Below are 23,833 nucleotides of genomic sequence, written 5' to 3'. Positions count from 1 at the left end.
GAGCGGGTCACCTCGACTTCACGAGGGCGCCCGCGTCGCGCAAGACCGCGTCGATCCCGTCGTCGTTCGCCTCGTAGTAGCCGCGGATCACGCCCTGCTGGTCGACCAGCACGAGGCGCTCGCCATGGAAGATGCTGAAGAGGCCAGGGCTCGACTCCTTCTTGCCCATGGCGATCTTGAAGCCGTCGAGGACCGTCGACTCTATCTGATCGAGGGGGCCTGTCAGGAACGTCCAGCGCTCGAGCGGGAGACGCTGCGACGCCGCGTAGGCCGCGAGCACCGCCGGGGTGTCGTTCTCCGGATCGACAGTGAATGTCACGAGGTGGAGCGCGTCACCGAGATCGCGGCCTCGGCGCTCGATCTCGCTCATGCGCTGCGTGAGCTTGGGACAGACGGTCGGGCAGGTCGTGAAGATGAAGTCCGCGATCCACACGCGGCCCCGGAGCTGCTCCAGCCCGAACCGCGCGCCCCGCTGATCCGTGAGCTCGAAGGCGGGCAGAGGGATGCGGATCGCGGGCGTCTCCGCCGCTTGGCCGTGGAGCGCGCGCCCGGCGACCCCGATGGTGATGAGCGCCACGAGCCCGACCAGCGCGAGGAGCGCGGCCCAGAACACCGGTGTGCCCACGAGCCCGCCGCGCCGAGGCCTCCCCGCGTCGCCGCGGTCGGACGGAAGTGATTGGCCGGTCGGCTCCGCATGCGACAGAGCGCCGTTCGTGTGGCGCGTGGGCTCCGTTGAGACCATCCGGTGACGCTTAAGGGCCTGTCGCCAGTGAGTCAAGGCGACGAGGCGCCGCTCAGGCGCCGATCATCAGCGCAGCGAAGAGGAGCACCAGGTAGACCATGGAGGCGAAGAAGACCTGACGCGCCCAGCGAGCGCCGGTGCCCGCGCGGAGACCGTAGACGCCGAGCCCGAAGAACGCCCCGCCGAGGAGGATCGCGGCGCCGAGGTAGACAGGGCCCGCCACGCCGAGCGGGACGAACAGCACCGAGGACAGCACGAGCAGCGCCAGGTAGCCGACGATGTGGCGCCGTGTCGTGAGATCGCCCTTCTCGAGCGGCAGCACCTTGAGCCCCGCGCGCTGGTACTCGTCCTGACGGAAGAGCGAAATCGCGAGAAAATGCGGGATCTGCCAGAGGAACATGACAGCGAAGAGCAGGAAGCCGGGCGCGTCGATCTGCCCTGTGACGCTCGTCCACCCGAGCAGCGGCGGAATGGCGCCGGGGATCGCGCCGATCGGCAGCGACAGCGTCGTCCTTCGCTTGAGCGGGGTATAGACGAGGACGTAGCTGAGCAGCGCCACCGCGGCGAGCACGCCCGTGATCGCGTTCACCCCGAGAAACAGCACCGGAATCGAGGCGGCCGAGAGCGCGATCCCGAACCAGAGCGCCAGCTCCGGCGAAAGCCGCCGCGCCGGCAAGGGGCGGCTCCGCGTCCGCGCCATCAGCAGATCGGTGTCGCGCTCGATGTACATGTTGAGCGCGTTGGCGCCGGACACGACGAGCGCCGTCCCCAGCAACGCCAGCGCGAGCTGCGCCGGCGGCACCGCCGCGCGCTCGATCGCGGCCTCTCCCGCCAGTCCGGCGCGGAGATAGCGGCTCGCGACCCACATGCCGCCGAGCATCGTCGCGACCACCATCCTCGTGATGCGCGGCTTGGTGAGGCTCACGAGATCGGCCGCTCCCTTGAGCAGCGGGCGCGCGCTCGTGGGGACCGCACAGCCGCCGCCCTCGGACGGCTCGGCCTGGCGAACGTAAGGGACCGGGGCGCGCTCGGCGGCCGGCTCGACGCTCATGGTCACGCGCGCACCTCGCTGCTGTGCCCGGCGCCCGCGCCGCGCGCTCGCGCGACAGCTCCGAAGATCCCTGGTCTCGGGACAGCTACACTGAAAAACGACGTCGTCACCGGAGCGCGGGAGGCGGGAGAAAACAGCATCGGGGCCGGGAGACTAGCGCGCACAACACGGCTCGGGGAGTCGAGTTCGTCAGTTGTCGCCCGCCACCCTTTAGGGCACGAGTCGCCTTGCGGCAACCGTCGTGGCGTGCTCATCCGTTCTTTGCGCGTCGAGTGAGCCTGGAAAGGTCGCTCCACCGCGCCGCTCGCCGCCAGCCGGGCGGCCCGGGGCGGGGCGACGCCTGCTGCAGGCGCTGCCATGGATCTCACCAAAGGCCCTTGAGCTCGTCCTTGTTTTCCGCCGGCTCAGGCTCGGTGCCGGCGTACGTGAACGTGACCTGGGCGGGCTTGTCGTCCGCGACCGTGACGTCGGCCGTCTTCAGGCCATGGTGCGGGTGCCACGCCTCGAGCTTGTACTTGCCGGCAGGGACCTTCTCGATCGTGAACGAGCCGTCATCGCCGCTCACGGCGAAGAAGGGGTGATCCGTCACCACGACAAAGCCGCGCATCCACGGGTGGACGTCGCAGGTGAGCTTGATGATGCCGTCCTTCCACGCCTTCGTCAGCGGCGCGGCGCCCCCCGGCTGCGCCTGGTTGAACAGCGTCTCAGAGCCCTTGTAGGTGTGCACGTTGTGCAGCGTCCGGTCGCTGTTCTTGATGTCGACCTGCTGCTCGGAGACCACGCCCTGGATGCGCGGCACATACATGCAGTCCTGCTGGTCGACCACCGCGTGCGCGTCGGGCGCCTTCCAGGTGCCGGGCACGCCTCCGACCGCGATGCGGACGAAGGTGTCCTTGAGCTTGCCATCGTTGACGACAACAGCGTTGTACAGGACATCTTTGTCCTGGCAGACCGGGGCGTCCTTGCGCGCGGTGGGGACCTTCATCTCGACCGGCTTGCCGGTGAACTTGACGACCCCCTTGATGATCCCCTTGCCCGCGGGGGCCGCCGGGGCGGCCTCCTGCGCCGTGGCCTTCGGCGCTTCAGACCCCTGCGGGGCCGCGGAGGGCTTCTCGACCGAGGCCGCCGGGGGCGCCGCCGCGGTGGCGGTCGCGGCCGTGCCGCCGCTGGGCCTCGAGGGCTCCTCGGGGCACCCTGCGAGCGCCAGCGCGGTGAGCGCGAGAGCAGAGAGCGAGGCGAGATCGCGACGATGCATGAGGACTCTCCCGCGCCCGCGGCGCGCCACGCGAGCCTGGTTCGCGCCCCTCCGAGCCTGACCTGGCCTTTTGAGGAGGGACCGTCTGGACCGGGCGGCGGCTCCCACCGCGTCCTTCTGGCGAGCAGCGGGTGGAATGCCGCGCGCTGTTCTTCCGCACAGCGAGGGCGTGCTTAACGAGTGTCGTCGCTCGCGTCAACCTGACGCGCCGCCGGTGATGTCCGGCTTCCCGGCGCCCGGGAGCGAGCTCGAGGTGCGCTCGCGCTCGTTCGCGAGCATGGCCGCCCAGAAGCCGCGCTCGTCGCGGGCCGCGAGCGCGATGCAGAGGGCGGCGATCACCAGCGACAGCGCGCCGAGCGGCACCTCCGGGGCGCTGCCCGCGACGAGCAGCAGCGCGAGCGCGCCGCCCAGCGCCGGCAGCCGCGGCGGGGCGACGAGCGCGAGCGCGACGACCACCACCGACAGGGCGGCGACGAAGAGCTGGATCGAGAGCGGCACGACCGGAGCGGGGCGAGTGAGCAGCCGGTCGAGCGCGCGGCGGAAGAGCGCCTCGACCATCGATGCGTCGTCGGCGGCGCCCGCGAGCGCCGCCCGCGTGGCGAACAGCGCCGACGCGAGCGCCACCAGCGAGAGCGGGCTCACGAGGCGCGGCGGCGGCGGCTCGGCGTCACGCGGCCGCGCCTCGCGGCCCGCGCCGAGCGCGACCGTCGCCGCGAGGACGGCCAGCGCATCGAGCGCGAAGGCTGCGGTCGCGACAGAGCTCGTCGCGCCGGCGAGCGCCTTCGAGCCGCGGTCGTTCGCCCAGACGGCCAGGAGGACGCCGGCGAGCCGCACGAGCGCGGAGGCGCCGATGAGCCCGAGCGCGGCAGCGACCGGACGCACGAACGGGACGCGGAGCGCCTCCCACGCGCTGCCGAGCGCGAGGATCGCGGCGCTCACGCCGATGAGCGCGGCGGACAGATCGGGCACGCGCTGCACCGTCGCGTGCAGCACGACCAGGATGACGAAGCTGCCCGCGACGATCGCGCCGATCCGCAGCGCGTACGGGACGCGGCTCCGCACGACCGCGCTGATCAGCGCCATCGCGACGACGATGGCGCCGATCGCGAAGAGCTGCGAGGCGCCGGCGCCGGCGAGCTCGATCGTGTGGACAGCGCGCTCGATGCCCACCGCCAGGCCGACCATCGCCGGCGCGACCATGCGGCCGAGGATCATCGCGAGCAGGGCGAGGACCGCGAGCGGCCGGATGAGCGCGAGCACAGGCAGGCCGGCGAGCGGAGGCCGCCCGGCGGCGGAGGACCGGCGCTCGGCGGGCGGAGGCTCGCCGCCCTCCTCGCGACGGGGCGAGGCAGCGGTGTCCGGCGCGGCGGAGGGAGGAGGGCCTTCGGGTGGGAGATCGATGGTGAGGAGCATGAAGAACAGCGCCCGTCGCTCAGCCCTTGTCCCAGGCGCGGGGAGCTTCGAGATCCGTGAAGACCGCGGCGGTCGCCGAGGCGTCGATCAGGTCCTGCATCCGCTGGCCGCCGGCCTCCTCGACGATGCGATCGTCGTACTCGTCCGCGAGCACGGACAGATCCCGGAGGGCGACAAGGATCTCGTCGGCGTCGAGCGTCTCGCCGCCGAGGAGCGTGTGGACGATGACCACACACGAGCCCTGCGCGACGTAACCGAAGGCGCCGAAGCGGATGCGCGCGTTCAGGCGGAGCAGCTTCATCGCGAGGTCCGGCGTCATCTCGACGCCGCGGGCGAGCTGCGCGACGAGCCGCACGAGCGCGCGATCGGGCGCCCAGGGAAGGACATGAAGGTAGACGTACGCTGTCCCCTGGCGAACGACGTAGAACTGCGGCTCGACTCGGGTGAACGCCGGGGAATCCGCGAGCGCCGCCTCGATGCGCGCGTTGGTCACTCGAACGGCCTCGTCGGAATCCTTCGGCATGACGCGGAGGATACATCGCCGCGGTCCCGGTGCAGAGCCGGGACCTAACGCCTGAGCGGAAGCAGCGGGCCTGGCGGCGCTGGCGCCCCCTCGTCGCCCGGGACGGGCCGCGGCCCCTTGCGCACAGGCGCCGGCTCGATCGGGGCGGCGCCGGAGGGCGCCTTCAGCAGGAACGGGCGGGCGTTGCGGGTCGAGCACGCGTCGTACGGATCCCGGTGGAACTCCCAGTGCAAGTACACGTTGCCGTCCGGCGACACGATCGCGTCCGGCGCCTTGCCGAAGGGCGACGCGCGGTGCACCGAGTTCAGCGCGACGATGTCGAAGGCCGTCATCCCGCTCGGCCTCGTGACCCCGAGGCGCACGACGCTGCCGCTGTCCTTGTTCAGGACGATCTCCACGTGCGTGACCCGGTTCTGGTTGAACGCGTGCCCGGAGGGCAAGCTCTCGAGCGACGCCAGGAACTCCTCCGCGAAGATCGGGTGGAGCCGGTTGTGGATCATGTTGATGTACGTCGCGAACGGCACCCGCGCGGCGTTGAGCGAGGTCTGGTTGCCGGGCTTGACCGAGGGGTCGTAGTTCTCGATCGCGGCACGCCATTTCTTCCACTTGTCCGTCGTCTCCCACGAGCCCCGGTGCGCGCTCCTGCGGGAGGCGCCGTCCGAGGCCCGCTCCGCCCTGAGCTTCTCGTTGCCGACGGCCGCCTGCACGCCGGCCATGTCCAGGTTGAGGTTGGGCCCGCCGGGGAGCCCCGGCGCGCCGAGGCCGATCGAGCCGACACGGACCGGGCTCTGGTAGGGCTGCGGCGTCGCCTTCTTGCCGGCCACGCGGCTCTTGCCGTCGCCGCCCGGGTTCGCCGGATTGAGGGTATAGCCGCCGCGCGCGCCGTCGATCACCTCGGGCGACGCCGGGCCGGAGCCGCCCGCGGCGCCCTTCTCCGGCGGCGGAAGCGCGGGAGAGACCTGCGCGACGCGAGCGCCGCCGCTCGCGCCCGGCATGCTCGGGGGGGGCGCCGCCCGGGAGGCCTGCGCTGCCTTCGCCGGCGACGCCGGGCTGTGGTGCTCCGCGCTCTCGCTCTCGGGGTTCCCCTCGCCGGGCGCGTGCTTCTCGTTGCCGGCGCGCTCCTCGCTGTGGCCGCTGTGATCGTGGTCGCTGTCGCCGACCCTGTCCGTCGGCGCCTTCGGCCCCGACGGCGTCCCGGGCGTCGGCTCGGGGTCGTCCTGATCCTTCGAGCGGATCTGCGCCATGGTCTCCTCGTCGACCTTGTTGGCGTCGTCCGCGATCCGGTTCGCCTCGGGGTTGTCCTGCTGGTCCTTCTGGACGTGCTGCCGGACGGCGATCCGCTGATCCGCCGGCGGCAGCGGCGGCGGCGGCGCCGGCTGGACCGGTACGATCTTGGCCGCCTCTTCCTTGGGCGGCTCAGGCTTTGGCGGCGCGAGCGGAGGCGCCTTCGCCTGGCGCGGCGGCTCGGCCTTCGGCGGCTTCCGCGGCGGGATCGTCGCCGCCTTGGTCGGCTCGGGGTTCGGCTGCTGCGGATCGGGCGTCGCGTCCTTGTCCGGCTCGCTGTCCGACGGTCGCTCGGGCGGCGCGAGCGGGGCGGGGGGCGGCGTGAGCGCCGCGCCGTCGGTCAGGATCTCGAACGTCGTGTCGCCCGGCCGGAGGCCATCCCTCACCGCGTGGACCATCTGGCGGAGCTGGGCGCGATCCTCGATGACCTGCGCCACCTCGACGGCGCCGCCGCCGCCCGCCATGTGCGCCACGATCGCCGCGCAGATCCACAGGGCGAGCGGGATGTGGGCGTCACGCGACACGGCGCTCAACGCCTCCGCGCTGCAGAGGCCGCACCGCGCGACATGGCGCAGGCGTAACAGCAGCGAAAGACGGTCACCGGTGGCACCTCCAGACTCCGCGTGAACGACCTGCTCGAACAGTGCGCCGATGCGCCAAACGTACCCCGGAAGCGGTTCGAACCTAGCATCCAGGGATCAGCGCAGCAACGGTCGGCTCACGCGCAGCCGCATCGTCCGCGCCGGCGCTCCGGCCGCGCCCGCCCTCGGCGAGGCCGCCCTGCGCCGTCGCCACGATCAGAGCTTGATGATCGCGTCCCAGTGATCCGCGATCTCCTGCGCCGTCCAGACGCCGCCCTCGTCCTTGAACTTCCCGGGGCTCTGGACGACCTTGTAAATGTACATCTGTGCACCGGCGACGGCGAGGACGTTGCCGGTCTTGTCGGCGCACAGGTCGGACGCGAGGAACAGCGCCGCAGGCGCCACGTGCGACGGCGTGAGCGTGTCGCCCGCCGATTGGAACATGGGCAGATCCTCCGTCAACCGGGTCTTGGCGATGGGCGCGATCGCGTTGACGGTGATCCGTTGCTTCTGCAGCTCGATCGCGGCGGTGCGGGTGAGGCCGTAGATGCCGGCCTTGGCAGCCGCGTAGTTGGCTTGCCCGAAGTTGCCGAGCATCCCGGAGACGCTCGTTGTGTTGACGATCCGCCCTCCCCCGCCCTGCGCGACCATCTGCTTCGCAGCGGCCTGCGTGCAAAGGAACGTCCCCTTCAGGTGAACGGCGATGACGGCGTCCCACATGCCCTCATCCATCTTGAGGAGCGTCTTGTCGCGGACGATCCCCGCGTTGTTCACCAGGATGTCGACCCGGCCGAACGCATCGACGGCGGTCTTCACGATCTTCGCCGCGCCCTCGGGGGTCGCCACGCTGTCGAAGCTCGGCGCGGCCTGCCCGCCCGCGGCCTTGATCTCCTCCGCGACCTGCGCCGCCATCGCGTCGCTCGAGCCCGACCCGTCGCGCGTCCCGCCGAGGTCGTTGATGACGACCTTCGCGCCCTCCCGGGCGAAGAGCAGCGCTTCCTCGCGGCCGATCCCGCCGCCGGCTCCCGTGATGATCGCGACCTTTCCGTCGAGCAAGCCCATCGCAGATTCCTCCTGATCCGCGCGCCGGCGCGGTGCGCCGTGCCGTTTTCGCGCGGAGCTTCGCACGGCGGGCCTCGGCCCGGGCACACATTCGTGCGCGCAGGCGCGCGCAGCGCAATCGAGCGAGCGCCGAGCGAGCGCCGAGCGACGGTGCGCGCGAGCGGGCCCGTCCGACGAGGGTGATGGCCGCGCGCCGGAGCGCCCGCGCCGCTTCTTTGGCCGATCGAGCGCGGCAGTGATAACGCCGCCTTCGATGCAACTGCCCAGCCGCCTTTCCACGTCGACCCTGGGAGACCTGCTCGGCGCGCTGCACCGCGAGAAGACCACCGGGCTCCTGGAGCTCTGCGAGCTCCGGACGCCGAGCGGCTCGACGGTGCCAGGCCGCCAGCACCGGATCCAGCTCTTCTCCGGCCTCGTCACGGCCGTCGAGACGCCGCTCCGGGTGCCCCGCCTCGGCGAGATCCTCGCGAAGGAGGGCTCCGCGCCCGAGCCGTCGATCCAGCGGCTCGCCGCGCTCGTCGCCGCGCACCGGGGGCGCCGGACCGGCGAGGTGCTCGTGGCGGCGGGGCTCATCCCGGCGACCGCGGTCGACCGCGCGCTCCGGATCCAGCTCCGCGCGCGCCTCGAGGCGCTGTTCAGCATCGAGGAGGCGACCATCTGCTTCCACACGGCGAGGCCCCTCGCCGGGTCGCTGCGGCAGACCGGCCCGCTCCCGCCGAGCGATTTCCTCCACGGCCGCCCGCGCGCGCGGGATCGGCAGCGGCGCGCCGGCTCGTCGGCGCGCGCCGCGCACAGCGGGCCGACGGGCGCGCCGCCGCGCGCCGCTCGGGCGGACGAGCCGCGCCGCCGGGCGCTCGATGTGCTGGGCCTGCGCGAGGGCGCGAGCGAGGCCGAGATCCGCCGCGCATTCCGCCGCCTGGCCGCGTCCATGCACCCCGACCGCGCCGCCGCGCACGCCGGCGACGGCGCCCAGCGCACCGCGCGGTTCGCCGAGCTCTCGGCCGCCTACCACCTGCTCGTCGCCTGACCGCCTACGCCTGACCGCCTACGCCCGGCCCACGAGGCGCTCGATCAGGAACGACGCCACGGTGATCGGCTTCGTTCCCGGGCCGAAGCCAGCGTCGAAGCCGAGCTCGACGGCCAGGTTGTGATCGATGCGCGGACCGCCGAGCAGCAGGATCACCTTGTCCCGGAAGCCCTGGCGCGTCGCCAGGTCGACGAGCGCCGCCGCGTTCTCCTTGTGGCAGTTCCGCTGCGTGATCACCTGCGAGACAAGGATCGCGTCCGCGCCGAGCGCCTTGGCCTTCTCGCAGAGCTCGGCGTTCTCGACCTGCGCGCCGAGGTTGTGGGCGTCGAAGCACTTGAAGCTCTCGAGCCCCTTCTCGCCGGCGAACCCCTTGTAGTTCAGGATCGCGTCGATGCCGACCGTGTGCGCGTCGCTGCCGGTGCACGCCCCGACGACCACGATCTTCCGGCCGAGCTTCTTGGCCTGCGCCTCGATGTCGTCCCGGGTGAGCGGCTGGGCGGCGAGCTCCTGGACCTCGATGTCCGAGAGGTCGACCCCGTGCTGGGAGTGCCCGTAAACGACGAAATACGTGTGCTCCCGGCTGGCCTGCTCCATCGCCGTGACCAGCGGCTCGCGCAGGCCGTGCGACTCGGCAAAGCGCTTCGCCGCCTCGCGCGCGCGGTCGCCCGGCAGGACGCGGAGCGTGAACGACATCTGGACCATCCCGTCGCCCTCGCGGTCGCCATACGCACGCAGGATGTTTCGCGGTGTCATGCTCACCTCCGTCTACAGGCTACAGGGGGCGGACTGCGCCGATCCCTGGTTGACAGTAGCGCCAGGCAGCCTCGCGCGGCTAGGGCGATCGCGCCGCAGAGAGCGAGCGAAAACGACACGAAAGCTCAGAGAGCATGCCTTTTGAAGACTCCAGTGACGCGGCTTCCCGGAGCGGTTCGAGCCCGACTCTGGCGCTGTGCTGGGACGAGAAGGGAGTGAGACGCCAGGATGTAAGGAGGAGAGATCCAGGGGTTCCTGGCGTCCATGGCGCTTCGGCGGTCCCTTCTCCGATCGTTCCGTTCCCCTCGATCGGCGCGTCAGCGCTGGAAGGAGAGGGGCTCGTTGCAGCGCGGGCATCGACCCGACCAGTACCGCTCGTGGTGGGCCGGCTCGCTGGGGTCCGGGCGTCGGATCCGCCGCGCGCAGCGGGCGCAGTGGACCCGATCGACGAGCTCCTCGATGAAGCCGTGCGCCGGGTGGGCGTCGACCAGCTTGCGCAGCTCGGAGAACACCTCCGACGAGGGAAGGCGACCCGCGCGGCGCAGGAGCTCCTCGGCCGCGCGGCGGACGTCGTCCCTCTGCGGCGGCTCCGCCTTCGCGGGGGGCGCGGGCGCCGGGAGGTGAGCGAGCTGAGCGCGCATCCGCTCGAGCTCCTGCCTGAGCTCGTCGATCGCGCGCTGCTGTCGGTCGAGCGCCTGCCGCTGCTCCGCGACCCGATCCTCGAGGATCTCGAGCCGCACCGCATCGGTCGCGTCGCTCCGGTAAGGCGAACCGCGGCGCCGTGTCTCCTCGGGCGTCCTTCCGCTCATGCGCCCATGCTCGCAGATTCCGGTCGGCTTATGGCCGCTCCAGCACGTCGAGGATCGGATTGAGGTACTCCGGGTGCCGCACCACGACGCCCGAGTACCCCTTCCCCCCGGTGCGCGTGCGCTTGACGTCGCCGAACGCGCCACGCCCGATGGCGTCCCAGACGGTCTCCTGCTCGACCTCCCGCAGCAGCTCGTGCGCCTTGTCGAGGACCTCGCGGGCGCGCCGCTCGACGATGCCGCCCGGCTTCCACTGGATCTCGTCGCCGAGGTGCCGCGCCGCCGTGAAGATGTAGCGGGCGCTCTTCAGCGAGAGATACCGGTCCATGAGGAGCGGTGTGTGGACCGCCTCGCTGAACATCCCGAGCAGCTCGATCGACTGGCCGGTCGTGATCCCGACCAGGTTGAACATCGCGTCGTGGACGTGGCTGTGGAAGATGTCGCCTGTCTTGAACTTGGTGGGCGGCATCCACTTGATCGGGTGCCGGTCGAAGATCTGCCGGACGAGCTGGGCCTGGGCGAGCTCGAAGAGGAGGCTGTCCTCGAGCCAGGGGTCGATCTCGAAGGCGTGGCCGAGCCCCATCTGCTCCTCGCGGAGGCCCGCGCGCCGCGCGAACGCCTCGTTGATGAACTGCGACGCGAGCACCGTATGGGCCTTCTCGACCGCGTCGGCGGTCGTGAGGTAGTTGTCCTCTCCCGTGTTGATGACGATGCCGCTCCTCGCGATGATCCTGCGGGAGAAATACTGATCGATGAACGTCCGCTGCATGTTGATGTCGCGGAACAGGATCCCGTACATCGCGTCGTTGAGCAGCATGTCGAGCCGCTCCACCGCCGCCATCCAGGCGATCTCGCTCATGCAGAGGCCGGACGAGTAGTTCGTCTGCGCGAGGTAGGTGCCGGTGTCGCGGGTCGCCTCGTCGGCGGCGCGGCGGATGATCCTGAAGTTCTCCTGGGTCGCGTACGTGCCGCCGTATCCCTCGGTGGTCGGCCCCTCCGGGACGTAGTCGAGGAGCGACTGGGCGGTCGCGCGGATCACGGCGACGATGTCGGCGCCGGCGAACCCGGCGGCCTTGGCCTGCACGGCGTCGTCGTAGATGTTGCCCGTCGCGACGATGACGTACTTGAGCGGCGCGACGCCGACCCGGTGCGCCGCCTTGGTGGCCTCGCGCTCGTCGCGGGCCCTGTCGATCCGGGCGATCGCCTCCCGCGTCGCGGCCTCGAGCGCGCCGCGCGCCTCGGCCGCGGAGGGCCCCGGGCCGAGGTCGGCCGCCTCGCTGAACGCCAGCATCTCCGCGGCCTCCTGCACCGAGCCGGCGCCCTCGCAGAGCGCCCGGCCGAGGTGGTACGCGACGCCGCGGCCGGCTTGCCCCGCCCTGTGGATGCGATCGACCAGCGCGTTCACGAGCGGCGTCCCCTCGGCGTCGGCGCCGACCACGCCGTAGGCGCGGGCGACGGTGCGCTCGACGCCGACCGTCGTGTGGCGGTCGATGAAGCGCTGCACCTCGTCGGCGATGTCGGCGGCAAACGCGCGGCACGCCTCCACCTTTTCCTGCTCCACGGGGACAGTCGTCATGGATTTCTCCGGGGCAAGCGCTCTTAGCGCACTCTCACCGCGGCCGGTACTCCGGCGCAGGATCCATGGCGGAGCATGGAACAGCCGGCCTCGCGGGACTCAGCGGTGGCCGATGACGGCGCGGCGCGGCGCGTGATGACGGCGCACGGCGGCGGGCGGCCTCACGCGTGCGCGGCGCGGCCGGGGGCGCTAGACGACGGGGGTCATGGGCAAGCTCATCCTGCTCTTCACGGCGCTCCCGATCCTGGAGCTCTGGCTCCTGCTGTCGATCGGCGACGTCATCGGCTTCTGGCCTACGGTGGCGATCGCGCTCGGGACGGCGGTCCTCGGCGCAGCGCTCGCGAAGCGCGAGGGGCTCAAGGTGCTCGCCTCGTGGCGCGGCGCGATGGCCGGGGGGCGCGTCCCGGACGAGGGGCTCACGGGCGGGCTCCTTGTGCTCCTCGGGGCGGCCCTGCTCGTCACGCCGGGGGTGCTGACCGACGTGGCAGGGCTCCTGCTCCTGCTCCCGCCGGTGCGCCGCCGCGTCGCGGCGGTGGTGCGGGAGCGGTTCGAGCGACGGGTGGCCGAAGCGAGCGCCGCCGGCATCGGCGTGGGCGGCCCCGGCAACGGCGCGTTCTTCAGCATGAAGGTCATCGACCTGAGCGGCGGGCCGTTCGGCGAGCGCGCCGAGGGGCGCGCTGGCGCGTCCCGCGGGCAACCGGCGTCGTGGCAGGTCATCGACGTCGATGCGGAGGTGACCGAGGGCGCCGAGGAGGATGAAGCCGGCGGGCCAGCGCGGACGTCGCGACGACTGCCCGGCTGACACCCCGATGTCACCGATGCCCCGGCGAACGCATGCGCGCTCGCGCCGGAGCACCAGCGACTCTCACGCACGACACCCGAACACCGGCGTCAGGAGCTCGGCGAGACACGCGAGCAACGACGCAGGACAATGATTCACGTCCGAGCTGCACGACTGAAACGACAAAGAAACAGAGCGCATTGTAGGCTCATCAACGTCGTCGGCGCAGCCCGACATCTCAGGAGAAACGACATGAAGATCTGAACCCGCGCAACATCACGCAACAACGCACAACGACACCAACGCAGCAACCTCTATGAAAGATCCAACTCGAACCTCGATCCCGTCGACCCGGCCGCGCCGCCCCGGCAGCAGCGCGAAGGACGACCCTGGCACGACGTCCAGCCCTGAGCAGCGCCGACGCGCTCGCCTGAACGCCCGGCAGGCGCTGCTCCAGCAGCCCCGCCGCACGCCCTCGCGGAGGGTGCCGAGATGAGGCTCATCAAGTCGATGGCCGGCTGGCTCCTCGGGTACGTCGATCCACGGGAGCCGCTCGGCAGCTCGCTCATCAACGCTCTTTCCCGGCTCCCCATCCACCTCGCCGCGGACGCCGTATGCCTCCGGAGGAACGCGGACTCCGGCGCCCTCGAGGTGCTCCTGACCCAGCGCGGAGCGTCGGCGGCAGGCCCTGGAGAGTGGTGCTGCCCCGGCAGCGTCCTCTCGCCGGGCGAGCAGCCCGAGCACGTCTTCCACCGGGTCGGGATGACGATCTCCGACTTCACGTTCGTCGGCGACTACTTCTCGGCCGCCACGCGCGGCTGGATGCTCTCCCGGGTCCATCAGGCGAAGCTCGCCGAGGTCCCGGCGACGGGCACCTGGTGGCCAGTCGAGCAGCTGCCGAACAACCTGGTACCCAAGCACCGGGAGCTGGTCATCCCGATGGCGGTCAAGGCCTTCCACGCCCAGCGCGCGAAGCGCTCGCAGGCCCAGCGCGCGAAGCCCTCGCAGAAGGTCGCCGGCGCGCCGCTCACGTGAGGACCCGCGCGGGGCCCGGCCACGCGCGCGGGCCCCGCTCAAGGCACATCTCGGACGCTCGCTCCGAGAGGCGCCCGCGGGATCACAGGAGATGTGCGATCATCCGCCCTTCAGCGTACAGCCATCTCCAGCGCCAGCTGCTCGACGGAGCGCCGCGGTCGTCCGTCTATGCTGCTCCGGGCGAGCGCGGCGCGTGACTGGACACCGACAGAGCATGTAGCGCCCAGACACACCAGGAAAGGAAGCGTGGGGGAGCCGCGCCGTCGGTCCGCTCGCGCCGTGCGCGGCCGGCCGCTATGGTTCGCGCGCCGCTTGCGTTACGCTGCGTGGTACGGCTGTGGATCCCCGCGGCGGCGCTCTCCGCGGGTGATTCCGCACGGACATGGAAGACATGACGGTCGACAAGACAGCTCTCATCGTGGGAGGAACGGGCCTCGTCGGCGGCCACTGCCTGCGCCTCCTCGTGCAACAGCCAGCGTACACGAAGGTCGTCGCCCTGCTCCGCCGCCCGGCCCCGATCGACGATGCGCGGCTCTCGCAGCGCATCGTCGACTTCGACCGGCTCGAAGGCGCGGACTTCGCCGGCGTGAGCGACGTGTTCTGTGCGCTCGGGACGACGATCGCCAAGGCCGGCTCCGAAGAGGCCTTCTACGAGATCGATTATCGCTACCCCATCACCGTCGCCAGGCTCGCCGAGAAGGCCGGGGTGAAGCAGTTCGTCCTTGTCTCCTCCGTGGGCGCCGACCCGCGCTCGACCAGCTTCTACCTGCGCGTGAAGGGCGAGCTGGAGCAGGAGCTCTCGGCGGCGAGCTTCGCGGCGGTCCACGTGCTCAGGCCGAGCCTGCTCCTCGGCGAGCGGGGCGAGGTCAGGAAGGGCGAGGCCATCGGCGTCGCGGCGGCGCAGACGCTCCGGTTCACGATGAAGGGCGGCCTGCGCAGGTACCGGCCCATCGACGCGAGGACCGTCGCCGGCGCGATGGTCGCCGCCGCGCTCGGCGGGCGCAGCGGTCGCCACGTCTATCACTTCGACGACATGGAAGCGCTCGCCAAGGGCATCGGCGTCGTCCAGGCCTGATCACCGCCATGGCGCCGCCACCCACCGGGCGACGCAAGCGCGCGAAAATGCTAGGGCTCTCGGCAGGCACGGCGCTCGCTCGATGACGCCGCCATGGTCTTCGCTCAACGCCCCTCGCCGATCGTGACCGAGCGCCTCGCCCCCTCCCCGCTGCGCCCGCCGGAGAGCCCGCCGCCGTCGCTCGACGCCGTGCTCGCGGAGCGGTTCGGCATCGCCGCGTTCCGGCCGTGGCAGCGGGAGGCGATCGAGGCCCTGCTCGGGGGCGCGGGCCGCGTCCTCGTGGTCGCCCCGACCGGCGGCGGCAAGTCGCTCTGCTACCAGCTCCCGGCCGTCGCCCTGCCCGGCACGGCGCTCGTCCTGAGCCCGCTCATCTCCCTGATGGAAGATCAGGTCCGCGCCCTCGAGGCGCGCGGCATCCCGGCGACGTTCATCGCGTCCAGCCTCGCGCGCGAGGAGAACGGCCGCCGCCTCGCCGCCCTCCGCCGCGGCGAGTACAAGCTCGTCTACGCCGCGCCCGAGCGCCTCGCCCTCGACGGGTTCCTCGAGGCGCTCGCCGCGAGCCGCCTCTCGCTCGTCGCCGTCGACGAGGCGCATTGCATCGTCCAGTGGGGGCACGACTTCCGGCCCGACTACCTGCGCATCGGCGCCGCGCTCGCGCGGCTCCGGCCGCCCCGGGTCCTCGCCTGCACCGCGACGGCGACCCCCGACGCGCGCGACGAGATCATCCGCCGGCTCGGCTGGCCGCTGCCCGCGCCCGACGGCGCGGGCGACGGCGGCGGCGGTGCGGTGAGCGGGCGGGGCCCCGAGCAGCCGCCGCCCAAGGTGATCCTGCGCGGCTTCGCCCGGCCCAACCTCCACCTGCAGGTCTCCGCGGTCGACGGCCCGCGCGAGGCGGGGCGCCGCACGGCGCGCGCGCTGCTGGAGGCCCTCGGCGATCCCGGGCGGCCCCGCGGGGCGGGCATCGTCTACGCGGCCACCCGCAAGGGAGCCGAGCGCCTCGCCGAGGCGCTCCGCGACGCCGGCTGGAACGCAGAAGCGTACCACGCCGGGCTCGCCCCCGAGTCCCGCGCGCGCATCTCGGCGGGCTTCGCCGATCGCAGCCTCTCCGTGGTCGTGGCCACGAACGCCTTCGGCATGGGGATCGACCGCCCCGACGTCCGCCTCGTCGTGCACGCCCAGCCGCCGTCGTCGATCGAGGCGTACTACCAGGAGGTCGGCCGCGCCGGGCGGGACGGCGCCCCGGCCCGTGGCCTCCTCCTGTTCGCGCCCGCGGACATCGCGCTGCGCCGCCGGCTCTGCCAGCTCGGTGAGGGGGGCGTCGAGGCGAGCGCCGACGACGCCGCGCGCGCCTGGGGGCTGTTCCGCGAGCTGCTCCGCTACGTCGACGCCGCGACGTGCCGGCACGACTTCATCCTCCGCTACTTCGGCGACGAGGCCGAGTCGCTCGGCGGCTGCGGCCACTGCGACGTCTGCCTGGAGGTCGACGCCCTCGAGGCGAGCGACCCGGCCGCGCTCGCCCGCGACAACGACCTCGTGCGCCGCGCGCTCGCCGGCGTCGCGCGGGTGAAGGGCGGCGCCGGGATGCAGGCGGTCGCGTCGATGCTGATCGGCGAGTCGAACGAGCGCGTCCGCCGCATGGGGCTCGACAGGCTCTCGACGTTCGGCGTCCTCGAGAAGAAGAGCCACGACGAGGCGATGTCGATCCTTCGTGCGTTGCTCGCCAACGCCTGGATCGATCTCACGACCGGCGAGTTCCCCGTCCCCCTCATCACGCCGGCGGGCTGGCGCGTGATGCGCGGAGAGGTGCCCGCGCGGGTGCGGCTCCCGGTCCCCGCGGCGCGGCGCCGGGCCCATCGCCCGCGCCGCGCGGCAGCGGGCCCGTCGCCCGCCGCGCGCTCGCCGGCGGCCGCGCCCTCCCCGCGGGCGCGCGCGCAGCCGGCCCCGCAGGCGTTCGCGTCCGCAGCGACCCACGACGACGCGGCGCGCCCTGCGCCGGGCGCCCCCCTCCCCCCCTCGCGCGCGCAAGCGGAGCCCGGCGTCGAGCTCGAGGAGCGCGACGTGCCGCTGTTCGAGGCGCTCCGGGCCCACAGGGCCGCGCTCGCGAAGGAGAAGTCGCTGCCCGCCTACGTCATCGCGCACGACCGGACGCTCCGGGAAATCGCGCGGATCCGGCCCGCGTCGCTCGACGACCTCGCGCTCGCGCGCGGCATGGGGCAGGCGAAGATCTCGAGCTACGGGGAGGGCATCCTCCGCGTCGTCCGGGAGTTCTCGGGCCCCTGATGGGCCCCGGACCTCAGGCGAGACCGGCGACGCGGAGCTCCGCGATGAGCTGGCCCTCCAGGCTGACGAACGTCGTCAGGCGCCCCTCGACGTTGATGAACACGTCGAGCATCAGGCCCGCGCCGAGATCCAGGACATGGAGGTCCCCCTTGAGGACCACCGTCGGGGCCTCCCCTCCCCTCGGCGGCCGCCTGGGTTCCCTCTCCATGGCCTTCTTCGAGTTCATGCCCGCCTCCGCCCGGCCCATCCGCTCCCAGGACCGCCGCCGCACGCCGCGCGGTCGACCCGGACGCGACCGCACGCGCGAGGCAGCCCGCCCGCCGGCCACCACGTCAAGCGCGTTCCATGCCGTGCTCGCACGGCTGGAGTGATCCTTCCCTTCACGCAGCCCCCTTTCTCGCCCGCTCCTCACCCGACCGGCGCTGCCTTCATTTCATGGGATCGGCCTCACAGGAAGGCATGAAGTTCAGCGAGGATCGGACTTTCTTCCCGGCTTCCCATCCTCCCGATCGAGCCGGGCAACCCCGGTCGAGCTGGGCAGCCGCGATCCATCACCTCTCCCTGGCCCAGGACGAGAGCGACGCTGCTGCGCCCACCGAGACCCGGCCCGACGCGAGCACCGGCCCCAGCGCTGGCTGCTCCACGAGCAGCGCCTCGACCCGCAGCAGCGCCGGCAGGTAGACGACCTCCCGCGCGAGGCCGCCGCCCCGGTGGACACGCGCCGCGATGCGCAGGGCGTCCCCCGTGGAGCGCGCGCCGCGCGCCTCGAGCAGCCGCGCGGTCTCGACGAAGCCCGCGCCGCGCTCGACGCTCCGCGCGGCGAGGTGGCGCAGCCCGAGCTCGATCCGGCGGGCGCCGACCAGGTACCCCGCGGCGCGCTCGCGCGCGAGCGCCCAGCCCTCCTGATCGTCGCCCCCGTTCGCGGTCCCGATCGCGAAGATCCCGAGCGGGAGCGCCGCGGCGCGCACGCTGGGCGCCGCGTGCCCCTCGATCTCGTGGAGCACCGTGCGCTCGACGTCGTCGCGCGTGAGCATGCGCCCCCGCGCGACCTGGATCACCCCGTCGCCCGTCGCGGCGAGCGGCGCGATGTCGGCGATCACGACGCGGAGGGGCAGGCGCCGCGCCCCGATCTCGCGGCGCATCCGCGACACGAGCGACCGGGGCGAGCGCGCGTCATCGCTCCGCACCCGCTCCTCGTCGCCCGACGCGGCGCCCGCCTCCTGCTCGACCCAGGCCGCGGCGAGCGCGTCCGCCTGCTCGTCGAACGCGTCGCGCGCGGCGTAGCGGCGGCGCGCGGCGGCCCAGCACCCGGCCCCGCCCGCGGCCTCGCAGATGGCGGCCTCCGCGGCGAGCTCGCTCGCGCGGCCGGCGTAGACCGCGCCGAGCTCCCCTTGCCCCGCGAGCCGCTCGGCCGCCGCCTCCATCGCCTTCCGGAGATCGCCGTGGTCCTGCGCGGGCGCGTAGGCGAACCGCGGGAGCTCCCCGCCGCTCCGAGCCCAGGAGGCGGCGAGCCGCGCGAGCTCCTCGACGAGGTTCACCGGCGTGCTCGACCCGACGACGCGGATCCGCCGCGCCGCGGCGCCGAGGAGCCGATCCGCGTCCGGCACCCACGCCGGAGGCGCCGGCCGCTCAGCCGACCTAGCTCGATGACGCCGCGCCACCGCCCGCCGCTCCTTCCAAGTACGCCCCCGCCCCGTGTGCCCCTGCCCCGTGAGGGCGCCGCGCGCCCGGTGCCGCCCGCCTCAGAGCAGGTTCGCCGCGAGCTCCGCGAGCTCGCTGCGCTCGCCCTTGGCGAGCACCACGTGACCCGCGATGCGCTCGCGCTTGAACCGCTCCGCCACCACGAGCAGGCCGTTCGACGCGTGGTCCACGTACGGGTTGTCGATCTGCTGAGGGTCGCCGGTCAGCACGATCTTGGTCCCCTCGCCGCACCGCGTGATGATCGTCTTCACCTCGTGCGGGGTGAGGTTCTGGGCCTCGTCCACGATGAGGTACTGGTGCGGCAGGCTGCGCCCCCGGATGTAGGTCAGCGGCTCGACCTGGATCTGCCCGCTCTCCAGGAGCTCCACGAAGCCGCGCGCGTCGCGCCCCGGCCTCGCGCCGCCGTTCGAGAACAGGAACTCGAGGTTGTCGAAGATCGGCTGCATCCACGGGTTCAGCTTCTCGTCCACGTCGCCCGGAAGGAAGCCCAGATCGCGCCCGAGCGGCATGATCGGCCGGCTCACGAGCAGCCGGCTGTAGGCGTTGTCCTCGGTCGTCCGCTTGAGCGCCGCCGCGAGTGCGAGGAGCGTCTTGCCCGTCCCGGCCTTGCCGATCAGCGTGATCAGCCGGACCGAATCGTCGAGCAGGAGGTCCAGCGCGAACGCCTGCTCCTTGTTGCGCGGCCGGACCCCCATCACCCCCTCCCGCCCGACGCGGAGCGCGACGATCTGCCCGCGCGCCGCGTCGAACCGGCCGAGCGCCGTGTGGCTCGGCGCCCCCGCGTCGCGGAGCAGCACCGCAGAATTCGGCAACAAATCCGAGAGGTTGGCGCCGGCGAGAAAGCCGTTCTGGAAGAACGCGTCGACCTCGGCGCCGGGCACCTCGAGCTCCACGACCGACTGCTCGATGGCCGGGTCGTGCACCCGCTGGTTCTCGTACGTCTCCGCCGGGATCCCGAGCGCGTCGGCGCGGATCCGGAGGTTCGTGTCCATCGTCACGAAGATGGTCGGCCGATCCTTGTGCCGATCGCGGATGTCGATCGCCGTCTGCAGGATGGCGTTGTCCTGCGATCCGGACTCCAGCCCCACGAGCAGCTCCGGCCGCCGCTCCGGGATCGCGATCCTCAGCGTTCCGCCGCTCTCGAGCAGCACCCCGGTCGCGAGCGTCCCGGCGCCGCGGACCTCGTCGAGCAGCCGGGCGATCGTCCTCGCGTTGCGCCCGCGCTCGGAGCCCTCCCGCTTGAACTGATCGATCTCCTCGATCGCGTAGATCGGGATGATGACGTCGTTGTCCTCGAACCTGAAGATCGCGTGTGGATCGTGGAGGAGGACGTTCGCGTCGAGAACGTAATTCTTCTTCATGGGGGAGCGGGACGACGTAGCCGCCTGAAGCGACGGGCGCAAGAGAGCTGTTCTGCCGCCCGCGCTCGGTTGTGGTCCCAGCCGGCCCGTCGTCGTCAGAGATCGATCCGGTAGTCCTTGATCTTGTAGAGCAGCGCACGGTGGCTGATCTCCAGCACCTCGGCCGCCTTGGTCCGGTTGCCCTTCGTCTTCTGGAGCGCGCGCCGGATGAGGATCTCCTCGATGACGCGGGACGTCTTCTTGATCGACAGCTCGCCGCTCGTCAGCTGCATCTGGATCGGATCGCGCGCCTCGCGGATCCGCTCGGGCAGGTCGGCCTCGCCGATGCGCTCGCCCTCGCAGAGCACCATGGCGCGCTCGACGGTGTTCTCCAGCTCCCGCACGTTGCCCGGCCAGCGGTACTCCAGGAGCAGCCGCCTCGCCTCGGGCTCGAAGCCGCGGATGTTGATGCCGAACCGCGCGTTGTTCCTCGCGAGGAAGTGATCCATGAGGATCGGGATGTCCTCCCGCCGCTCGCGGAGCGGAGGGATCGCGATCGGGAGCACGTTGATCCGGTAGAAGAGGTCCTCGCGGAACCGGCCGGCCTGCGTCTCGGCCATCAGGTCGCGGTGGGTCGCCGCGAGGATGCGGACGTCGACCTTGATGTCCTTGCTGTCCCCCAGCCGGCGGAGCGTCTCCTCCTGGAGCACCCGGAGCAGCTTCACTTGCAGCGGGAGCGGCAGCTCGCCGATCTCGTCGAGCAGCAGCGTGCCGTGGTTCGCCTGCTCGAACAGCCCCGCCCTGTCGTTCACCGCGTCGGTGAACGCGCCCCGCTTGTACCCGAAGAGCTCGCTCTCCAGCAGGTTCTCCGGGATGGCGCCGCAGTTGACCGCGACGAACGGACCGCCGCGGCGGCCCGACCGCCGGTGGATCGCCCGGGCCACGAGCTCCTTGCCGACGCCGCTCTCGCCCGTGATGAGCGCCGTGGTCTTGTAGTCGGCGACCTTCGCGATCGTCTTGAAGATCACCTGCATCGGCGGGCTCTTCGCGAGGATCTCCTCGAAGAGGTTCTCCCGCCGGATCTCCTGGCGCAGGACGCGGTTCTCGCGGCGGAGCGCCTCCCGCTCCTCGGCCTTGCGGAGCGTGAGCAGCACCTCCTCGGCCTTGAACGGCTTCTGGAGGTAATCGTAGGCGCCCGCCTTCATCGCCTCGATCGCCAGGTCGACGTTGCCGTAGGCGCTCATCACGATGACCGTGGCCTCGTTGCCCTTGGCCTTCAGCGTCGCCAGCAGATCGAGCCCGCCCATCCTGGGCATCCGGACGTCGGTCAGGATGACGTCGGGCCCGAACGTCTCGACCATCGCGAGCGCCTCCTCGCCGCTCGAGACCGCCTCGACCTCGTAGCCATCCCGCTTGAGGAAGGTGCGCACCACGAGGCGCAGGTTTTCTTCGTCGTCAACGACTAGGACACGGCGCATACACCCTGAAAACTTTTCCTACACCGGCGCGCACCACTCCGCAACGAGTTGCGTCTTTTCCCCTGCCGCAGCCTGTCCTCCGCGGTGTTTGGGAGTCGGGCGCGGCGCGCGCGGGCCCCCGGCGGGCGAGCTCTGCGAACGTCGCCGCGCACCGCGCGAACGCCCCTGCGCGACGCGGAATGCGCGTGCGCGGCGACGGCGCTTCGCGGCGCTCGCGGCGGGCCGGGGCGACGCGGTGGTGGCAGTTGACGCGGCCAGCTCAGGCTGCTTTAGCGGCGACACGCGCAGGGAACCAGCAGGGGCTCGAGAGGCCTCGATCCTGCACGCCGGAGCGGCTTTCGCGGACAGGACCGCGCCCCTTAATTCGATCGCGTGAGGAGCCAGGGCATGAGGATGAAGGATCGTCTGGTCGACCAAGCAAAGAAGCTCACCTCGTCGGGCGTGGTCGTCCGTGTCGTCAGCAACGATCGCGTGATGCGGCTCGCCACGGGGGTCATGGACGCGAAGAACCGCCTGCGCGCCGCCCGGGAGCGGGCCGCCGAGGCCTGGGACATCCTGCTCAACGGGCACGCGCTCCCGAACATCGATCCCGCGCTCGACGACGAGGCCGGGGTCCACGTGGCGACGCCGTCCCGCGCCGCGGCCCGCCAGCCCGCCGCGGGCGGCGCGGGCGGCGCGGGGCTGTCGGTCGTGGAGGAGACGGCGAGCAGCGACGCGCCGCGCGAGCGTACCGCCGCCCGCACGCACGTGAACGGCGTGGGCTCGAACGGCGCGGGCTCGAACGGCGCCGGCACCTACGTGGCCGCGGCGGCCGAGCAGCAGCTCGCGACGCAGATGGCGGCGCGGACGTCGCTGTCGCGGATCGGCGGGCGCGACGTGTTCGAGAAGGCGTACAAGTTCATGACCGCGGACAACGCCCGCGCCATGGGCGTCTACCCGTTCTTCCGCCCGCTCGACTTCAACAACGGCCCCGAGGCGCAGCTCGAGGGCCGGACCGTGATCATGCTCGGCTCGAACAACTACCTCGGGCTGACGACCCACCCGAAGGTGCGGGAAGCCGCGCGGAACGCCATCGACAAATACGGCACCAGCATGACCGGCTCGCGGCTCGTGAACGGGTCGATGCGCCTCCACAACGAGCTCGAGCAGAAGCTCGCCGCCTTCCACGGCAAGGAGGCGGGGCTCGTGTTCACGACGGGCTATCAGGTGAACATCGCGACCATCTCGGCGCTGCTCAGCAACAAGCGGAGCGTCGCGATGATCGACAAGGACGATCACGCATCCATCTACGACGGCGTGCGGCTCGCGCAGGCGTCCGGCGCCCGGATGGTGCGCTACAAGCACAGCGATCCCGCCGCGCTCGACAGCGCGCTCTCCGAGATCGCCGACACCGAGGGCGCCCTCGTGATCACCGACGGCGTCTTCAGCGCCCAGGGCGAGATCGCGAGTCTGCCCGGGATCGTCGAGGTGGTGAAGAAGCACAAGGCGCGGCTCCTCGTCGACGACGCGCACGCGCTCGGCGTCATCGGCCCCGGGGGCCGCGGCACCGCCGCGCACTTCGGCCTCGAGAAGGAGGTCGACCTCATCGGCGGCACCTTCTCGAAGTCGCTCGCCTCGATCGGCGGCTGGCTCGTCGGTGAGCGAAAGGTGCTCGATTACATTCAGCATTTTGCCTACAGCTTCCTCTTCGCGGCGAGCGCCGCGCCGCCCTGCGTGGCCGCCGCCATGGCCTCGCTCGAGGTCATGCAGGAGGAGCCCTGGCGCCAGGAGAAGCTCCGCGAGAACTTCACGTACATGCGCACGGAGCTGCAGCGGCTCGGCTTCGAGCTCGGCAAGACCGAGACGGCCGTGATCCCCATCTACATCCGCGACGATCTCAAGACCGTGATGATGTGGAAGTCGCTCCTCGACGACTACTCGCTCTACGTGAATCCGTTCATCACGCCCGGCGTCCCGCCCAAGCAGCAGGTCCTCCGCACGAGCTACATGGCGACCCACGAGCGCAAGCACCTCGATCACGCGCTCGAGGCGTTCGAGAAGGTCGGCAAGAAGTTCGGCGTCATCTGAGCC

The 23,833-nt window shown here is 72.0% G+C and carries 20 protein-coding genes; 6 read left to right on the top strand and 14 right to left on the bottom strand.

Annotated elements, in window-relative coordinates; genetic code table 11:
- Window positions 1-7 precede the first annotated feature (7 nt).
- The 7 genes from WME95_RS16265 to WME95_RS16235 form a co-directional block, all read right to left on the bottom strand.
- Window positions 8-625, bottom strand: coding sequence for an SCO family protein (locus tag WME95_RS16265; protein WP_437909260.1), 618 nt, complete (start codon window positions 623-625; stop codon window positions 8-10).
- Window positions 626-794: 169 nt separating this feature from the next.
- On the bottom strand, window positions 795-1,793 hold the full coding sequence (gene cyoE / locus WME95_RS16260; RefSeq protein WP_437552757.1) for a heme o synthase: 999 nt from the start codon (window positions 1,791-1,793) through the stop codon (window positions 795-797).
- Between the two features lie 364 nt (window positions 1,794-2,157).
- A complete protein-coding gene (locus tag WME95_RS16255; RefSeq protein WP_437909259.1) occupies window positions 2,158-3,048 on the bottom strand; it encodes a carboxypeptidase regulatory-like domain-containing protein in 891 nt (296 codons plus the stop codon).
- 195 nt (window positions 3,049-3,243) lie between these two features.
- The gene (locus WME95_RS16250) at window positions 3,244-4,461 is read right to left on the bottom strand and encodes a hypothetical protein (RefSeq protein WP_437909258.1); all 1,218 of its coding nucleotides are present in this window, start codon (window positions 4,459-4,461) and stop codon (window positions 3,244-3,246) included.
- A gap of 19 nt (window positions 4,462-4,480) precedes the next feature.
- Window positions 4,481-4,984, bottom strand: coding sequence for a T3SS (YopN, CesT) and YbjN peptide-binding chaperone 1 (locus tag WME95_RS16245; protein WP_012235526.1), 504 nt, complete (start codon window positions 4,982-4,984; stop codon window positions 4,481-4,483).
- A 44-nt stretch (window positions 4,985-5,028) separates the two neighbouring features.
- Window positions 5,029-6,792, bottom strand: a complete 1,764-nt coding sequence (locus WME95_RS16240; RefSeq protein WP_437909257.1) for a hypothetical protein — start codon at window positions 6,790-6,792, stop codon at window positions 5,029-5,031.
- Window positions 6,793-7,065: 273 nt separating this feature from the next.
- Window positions 7,066-7,911, bottom strand: coding sequence for an SDR family NAD(P)-dependent oxidoreductase (locus tag WME95_RS16235; protein WP_437909255.1), 846 nt, complete (start codon window positions 7,909-7,911; stop codon window positions 7,066-7,068).
- A gap of 253 nt (window positions 7,912-8,164) precedes the next feature.
- Here WME95_RS16235 and WME95_RS16230 point away from each other — a divergent pair, with 253 nt between their 5' ends.
- Window positions 8,165-8,938 (top strand): J domain-containing protein, encoded by a 774-nt coding sequence (locus tag WME95_RS16230; RefSeq protein WP_437909254.1) that lies wholly within the window; start codon window positions 8,165-8,167, stop codon window positions 8,936-8,938.
- Window positions 8,939-8,956: 18 nt separating this feature from the next.
- Here WME95_RS16230 and WME95_RS16225 read toward each other — a convergent pair whose 3' ends face one another.
- The 3 genes from WME95_RS16225 to WME95_RS16215 form a co-directional block, all read right to left on the bottom strand.
- Entirely contained in the window at window positions 8,957-9,691 is a 735-nt protein-coding gene (locus WME95_RS16225; RefSeq protein ID WP_437552751.1) for an OAM dimerization domain-containing protein, read from the bottom strand.
- Between the two features lie 317 nt (window positions 9,692-10,008).
- Window positions 10,009-10,500, bottom strand: coding sequence for a hypothetical protein (locus tag WME95_RS16220; RefSeq protein WP_437909252.1), 492 nt, complete (start codon window positions 10,498-10,500; stop codon window positions 10,009-10,011).
- A 28-nt stretch (window positions 10,501-10,528) separates the two neighbouring features.
- Window positions 10,529-12,073 carry a lysine 5,6-aminomutase subunit alpha gene (locus WME95_RS16215; protein WP_437552749.1) on the bottom strand — a complete coding sequence of 515 codons (1,545 nt, stop codon included), beginning with the start codon at window positions 12,071-12,073 and terminating at the stop codon, window positions 10,529-10,531.
- Window positions 12,074-12,278: 205 nt separating this feature from the next.
- On the opposite strand from WME95_RS16215, the gene WME95_RS16210 reads away from it, so the two are divergent.
- The 4 genes from WME95_RS16210 to WME95_RS16195 all read left to right on the top strand — a co-directional run bounded on the left by WME95_RS16210 (window position 12,279) and on the right by WME95_RS16195 (window position 17,244).
- Window positions 12,279-12,875, top strand: a complete 597-nt coding sequence (locus WME95_RS16210) for an FxsA family protein (RefSeq protein WP_437909251.1) — start codon at window positions 12,279-12,281, stop codon at window positions 12,873-12,875.
- A 471-nt stretch (window positions 12,876-13,346) separates the two neighbouring features.
- Window positions 13,347-13,889, top strand: coding sequence for an NUDIX hydrolase (locus WME95_RS16205; RefSeq protein WP_437909249.1), 543 nt, complete (start codon window positions 13,347-13,349; stop codon window positions 13,887-13,889).
- 382 nt (window positions 13,890-14,271) lie between these two features.
- The gene (locus WME95_RS16200; RefSeq protein ID WP_437909247.1) at window positions 14,272-14,964 is read left to right on the top strand and encodes an oxidoreductase; all 693 of its coding nucleotides are present in this window, start codon (window positions 14,272-14,274) and stop codon (window positions 14,962-14,964) included.
- A 93-nt stretch (window positions 14,965-15,057) separates the two neighbouring features.
- On the top strand, window positions 15,058-17,244 hold the full coding sequence (locus WME95_RS16195; RefSeq protein ID WP_437909246.1) for a RecQ family ATP-dependent DNA helicase: 2,187 nt from the start codon (window positions 15,058-15,060) through the stop codon (window positions 17,242-17,244).
- Between the two features lie 13 nt (window positions 17,245-17,257).
- Here the strand turns inward: WME95_RS16195 and WME95_RS16190 are convergent, their stop codons facing one another.
- The 4 genes from WME95_RS16190 to WME95_RS16175 all read right to left on the bottom strand — a co-directional run bounded on the left by WME95_RS16190 (window position 17,258) and on the right by WME95_RS16175 (window position 21,763).
- Window positions 17,258-17,470 (bottom strand): hypothetical protein, encoded by a 213-nt coding sequence (locus WME95_RS16190; RefSeq protein WP_437909244.1) that lies wholly within the window; start codon window positions 17,468-17,470, stop codon window positions 17,258-17,260.
- A 325-nt stretch (window positions 17,471-17,795) separates the two neighbouring features.
- Window positions 17,796-18,851 (bottom strand): tyrosine/phenylalanine carboxypeptidase domain-containing protein, encoded by a 1,056-nt coding sequence (locus WME95_RS16185; RefSeq protein ID WP_437552743.1) that lies wholly within the window; start codon window positions 18,849-18,851, stop codon window positions 17,796-17,798.
- A gap of 135 nt (window positions 18,852-18,986) precedes the next feature.
- Window positions 18,987-20,306, bottom strand: a complete 1,320-nt coding sequence (locus WME95_RS16180) for a PhoH family protein (protein ID WP_437552742.1) — start codon at window positions 20,304-20,306, stop codon at window positions 18,987-18,989.
- A gap of 95 nt (window positions 20,307-20,401) precedes the next feature.
- The gene (locus WME95_RS16175) at window positions 20,402-21,763 is read right to left on the bottom strand and encodes a sigma-54-dependent transcriptional regulator (protein WP_437552741.1); all 1,362 of its coding nucleotides are present in this window, start codon (window positions 21,761-21,763) and stop codon (window positions 20,402-20,404) included.
- A 387-nt stretch (window positions 21,764-22,150) separates the two neighbouring features.
- On the opposite strand from WME95_RS16175, the gene WME95_RS16170 reads away from it, so the two are divergent.
- Complete coding sequence (locus tag WME95_RS16170; protein ID WP_437909242.1) at window positions 22,151-23,830, top strand: aminotransferase class I/II-fold pyridoxal phosphate-dependent enzyme; 1,680 nt, start codon at window positions 22,151-22,153, stop codon at window positions 23,828-23,830.
- The last annotated feature ends 3 nt before the right edge of the window (window positions 23,831-23,833 follow it).

This window comes from Sorangium sp. So ce327 (genome assembly GCF_051530205.1).
Classification (GTDB): domain Bacteria; phylum Myxococcota_A; class Polyangia; order Polyangiales; family Polyangiaceae; genus Sorangium; species Sorangium cellulosum_B.
This window is presented reverse-complemented; position numbering and strand designations above follow the sequence as displayed.

Excerpts from the sequence above, each read along its gene's own strand:
- WME95_RS16250 (WP_437909258.1), bottom strand. The coding sequence starts at position 4,461 with ATGCTCCTCACCATCGATCTCCCACCCGAAGGCCCTCCTCCCTCCGCC.
- WME95_RS16235 (WP_437909255.1), bottom strand. The coding sequence starts at position 7,911 with ATGGGCTTGCTCGACGGAAAGGTCGCGATCATCACGGGAGCCGGCGGC.
- cyoE (WP_437552757.1), bottom strand. The coding sequence starts at position 1,793 with ATGAGCGTCGAGCCGGCCGCCGAGCGCGCCCCGGTCCCTTACGTTCGC.
- WME95_RS16200 (WP_437909247.1), top strand. The coding sequence starts at position 14,272 with ATGGAAGACATGACGGTCGACAAGACAGCTCTCATCGTGGGAGGAACG.
- WME95_RS16195 (WP_437909246.1), top strand. The coding sequence starts at position 15,058 with ATGGTCTTCGCTCAACGCCCCTCGCCGATCGTGACCGAGCGCCTCGCC.
- WME95_RS16225 (WP_437552751.1), bottom strand. The coding sequence starts at position 9,691 with ATGACACCGCGAAACATCCTGCGTGCGTATGGCGACCGCGAGGGCGAC.
- WME95_RS16205 (WP_437909249.1), top strand. The coding sequence starts at position 13,347 with ATGAGGCTCATCAAGTCGATGGCCGGCTGGCTCCTCGGGTACGTCGAT.
- WME95_RS16230 (WP_437909254.1), top strand. The coding sequence starts at position 8,165 with ATGCAACTGCCCAGCCGCCTTTCCACGTCGACCCTGGGAGACCTGCTC.
- WME95_RS16255 (WP_437909259.1), bottom strand. The coding sequence starts at position 3,048 with ATGCATCGTCGCGATCTCGCCTCGCTCTCTGCTCTCGCGCTCACCGCG.
- WME95_RS16245 (WP_012235526.1), bottom strand. The coding sequence starts at position 4,984 with ATGCCGAAGGATTCCGACGAGGCCGTTCGAGTGACCAACGCGCGCATC.
- WME95_RS16175 (WP_437552741.1), bottom strand. The coding sequence starts at position 21,763 with ATGCGCCGTGTCCTAGTCGTTGACGACGAAGAAAACCTGCGCCTCGTG.
- WME95_RS16215 (WP_437552749.1), bottom strand. The coding sequence starts at position 12,073 with ATGACGACTGTCCCCGTGGAGCAGGAAAAGGTGGAGGCGTGCCGCGCG.
- WME95_RS16220 (WP_437909252.1), bottom strand. The coding sequence starts at position 10,500 with ATGAGCGGAAGGACGCCCGAGGAGACACGGCGCCGCGGTTCGCCTTAC.
- WME95_RS16190 (WP_437909244.1), bottom strand. The coding sequence starts at position 17,470 with ATGAACTCGAAGAAGGCCATGGAGAGGGAACCCAGGCGGCCGCCGAGG.
- WME95_RS16180 (WP_437552742.1), bottom strand. The coding sequence starts at position 20,306 with ATGAAGAAGAATTACGTTCTCGACGCGAACGTCCTCCTCCACGATCCA.
- WME95_RS16210 (WP_437909251.1), top strand. The coding sequence starts at position 12,279 with ATGGGCAAGCTCATCCTGCTCTTCACGGCGCTCCCGATCCTGGAGCTC.
- WME95_RS16170 (WP_437909242.1), top strand. The coding sequence starts at position 22,151 with ATGAGGATGAAGGATCGTCTGGTCGACCAAGCAAAGAAGCTCACCTCG.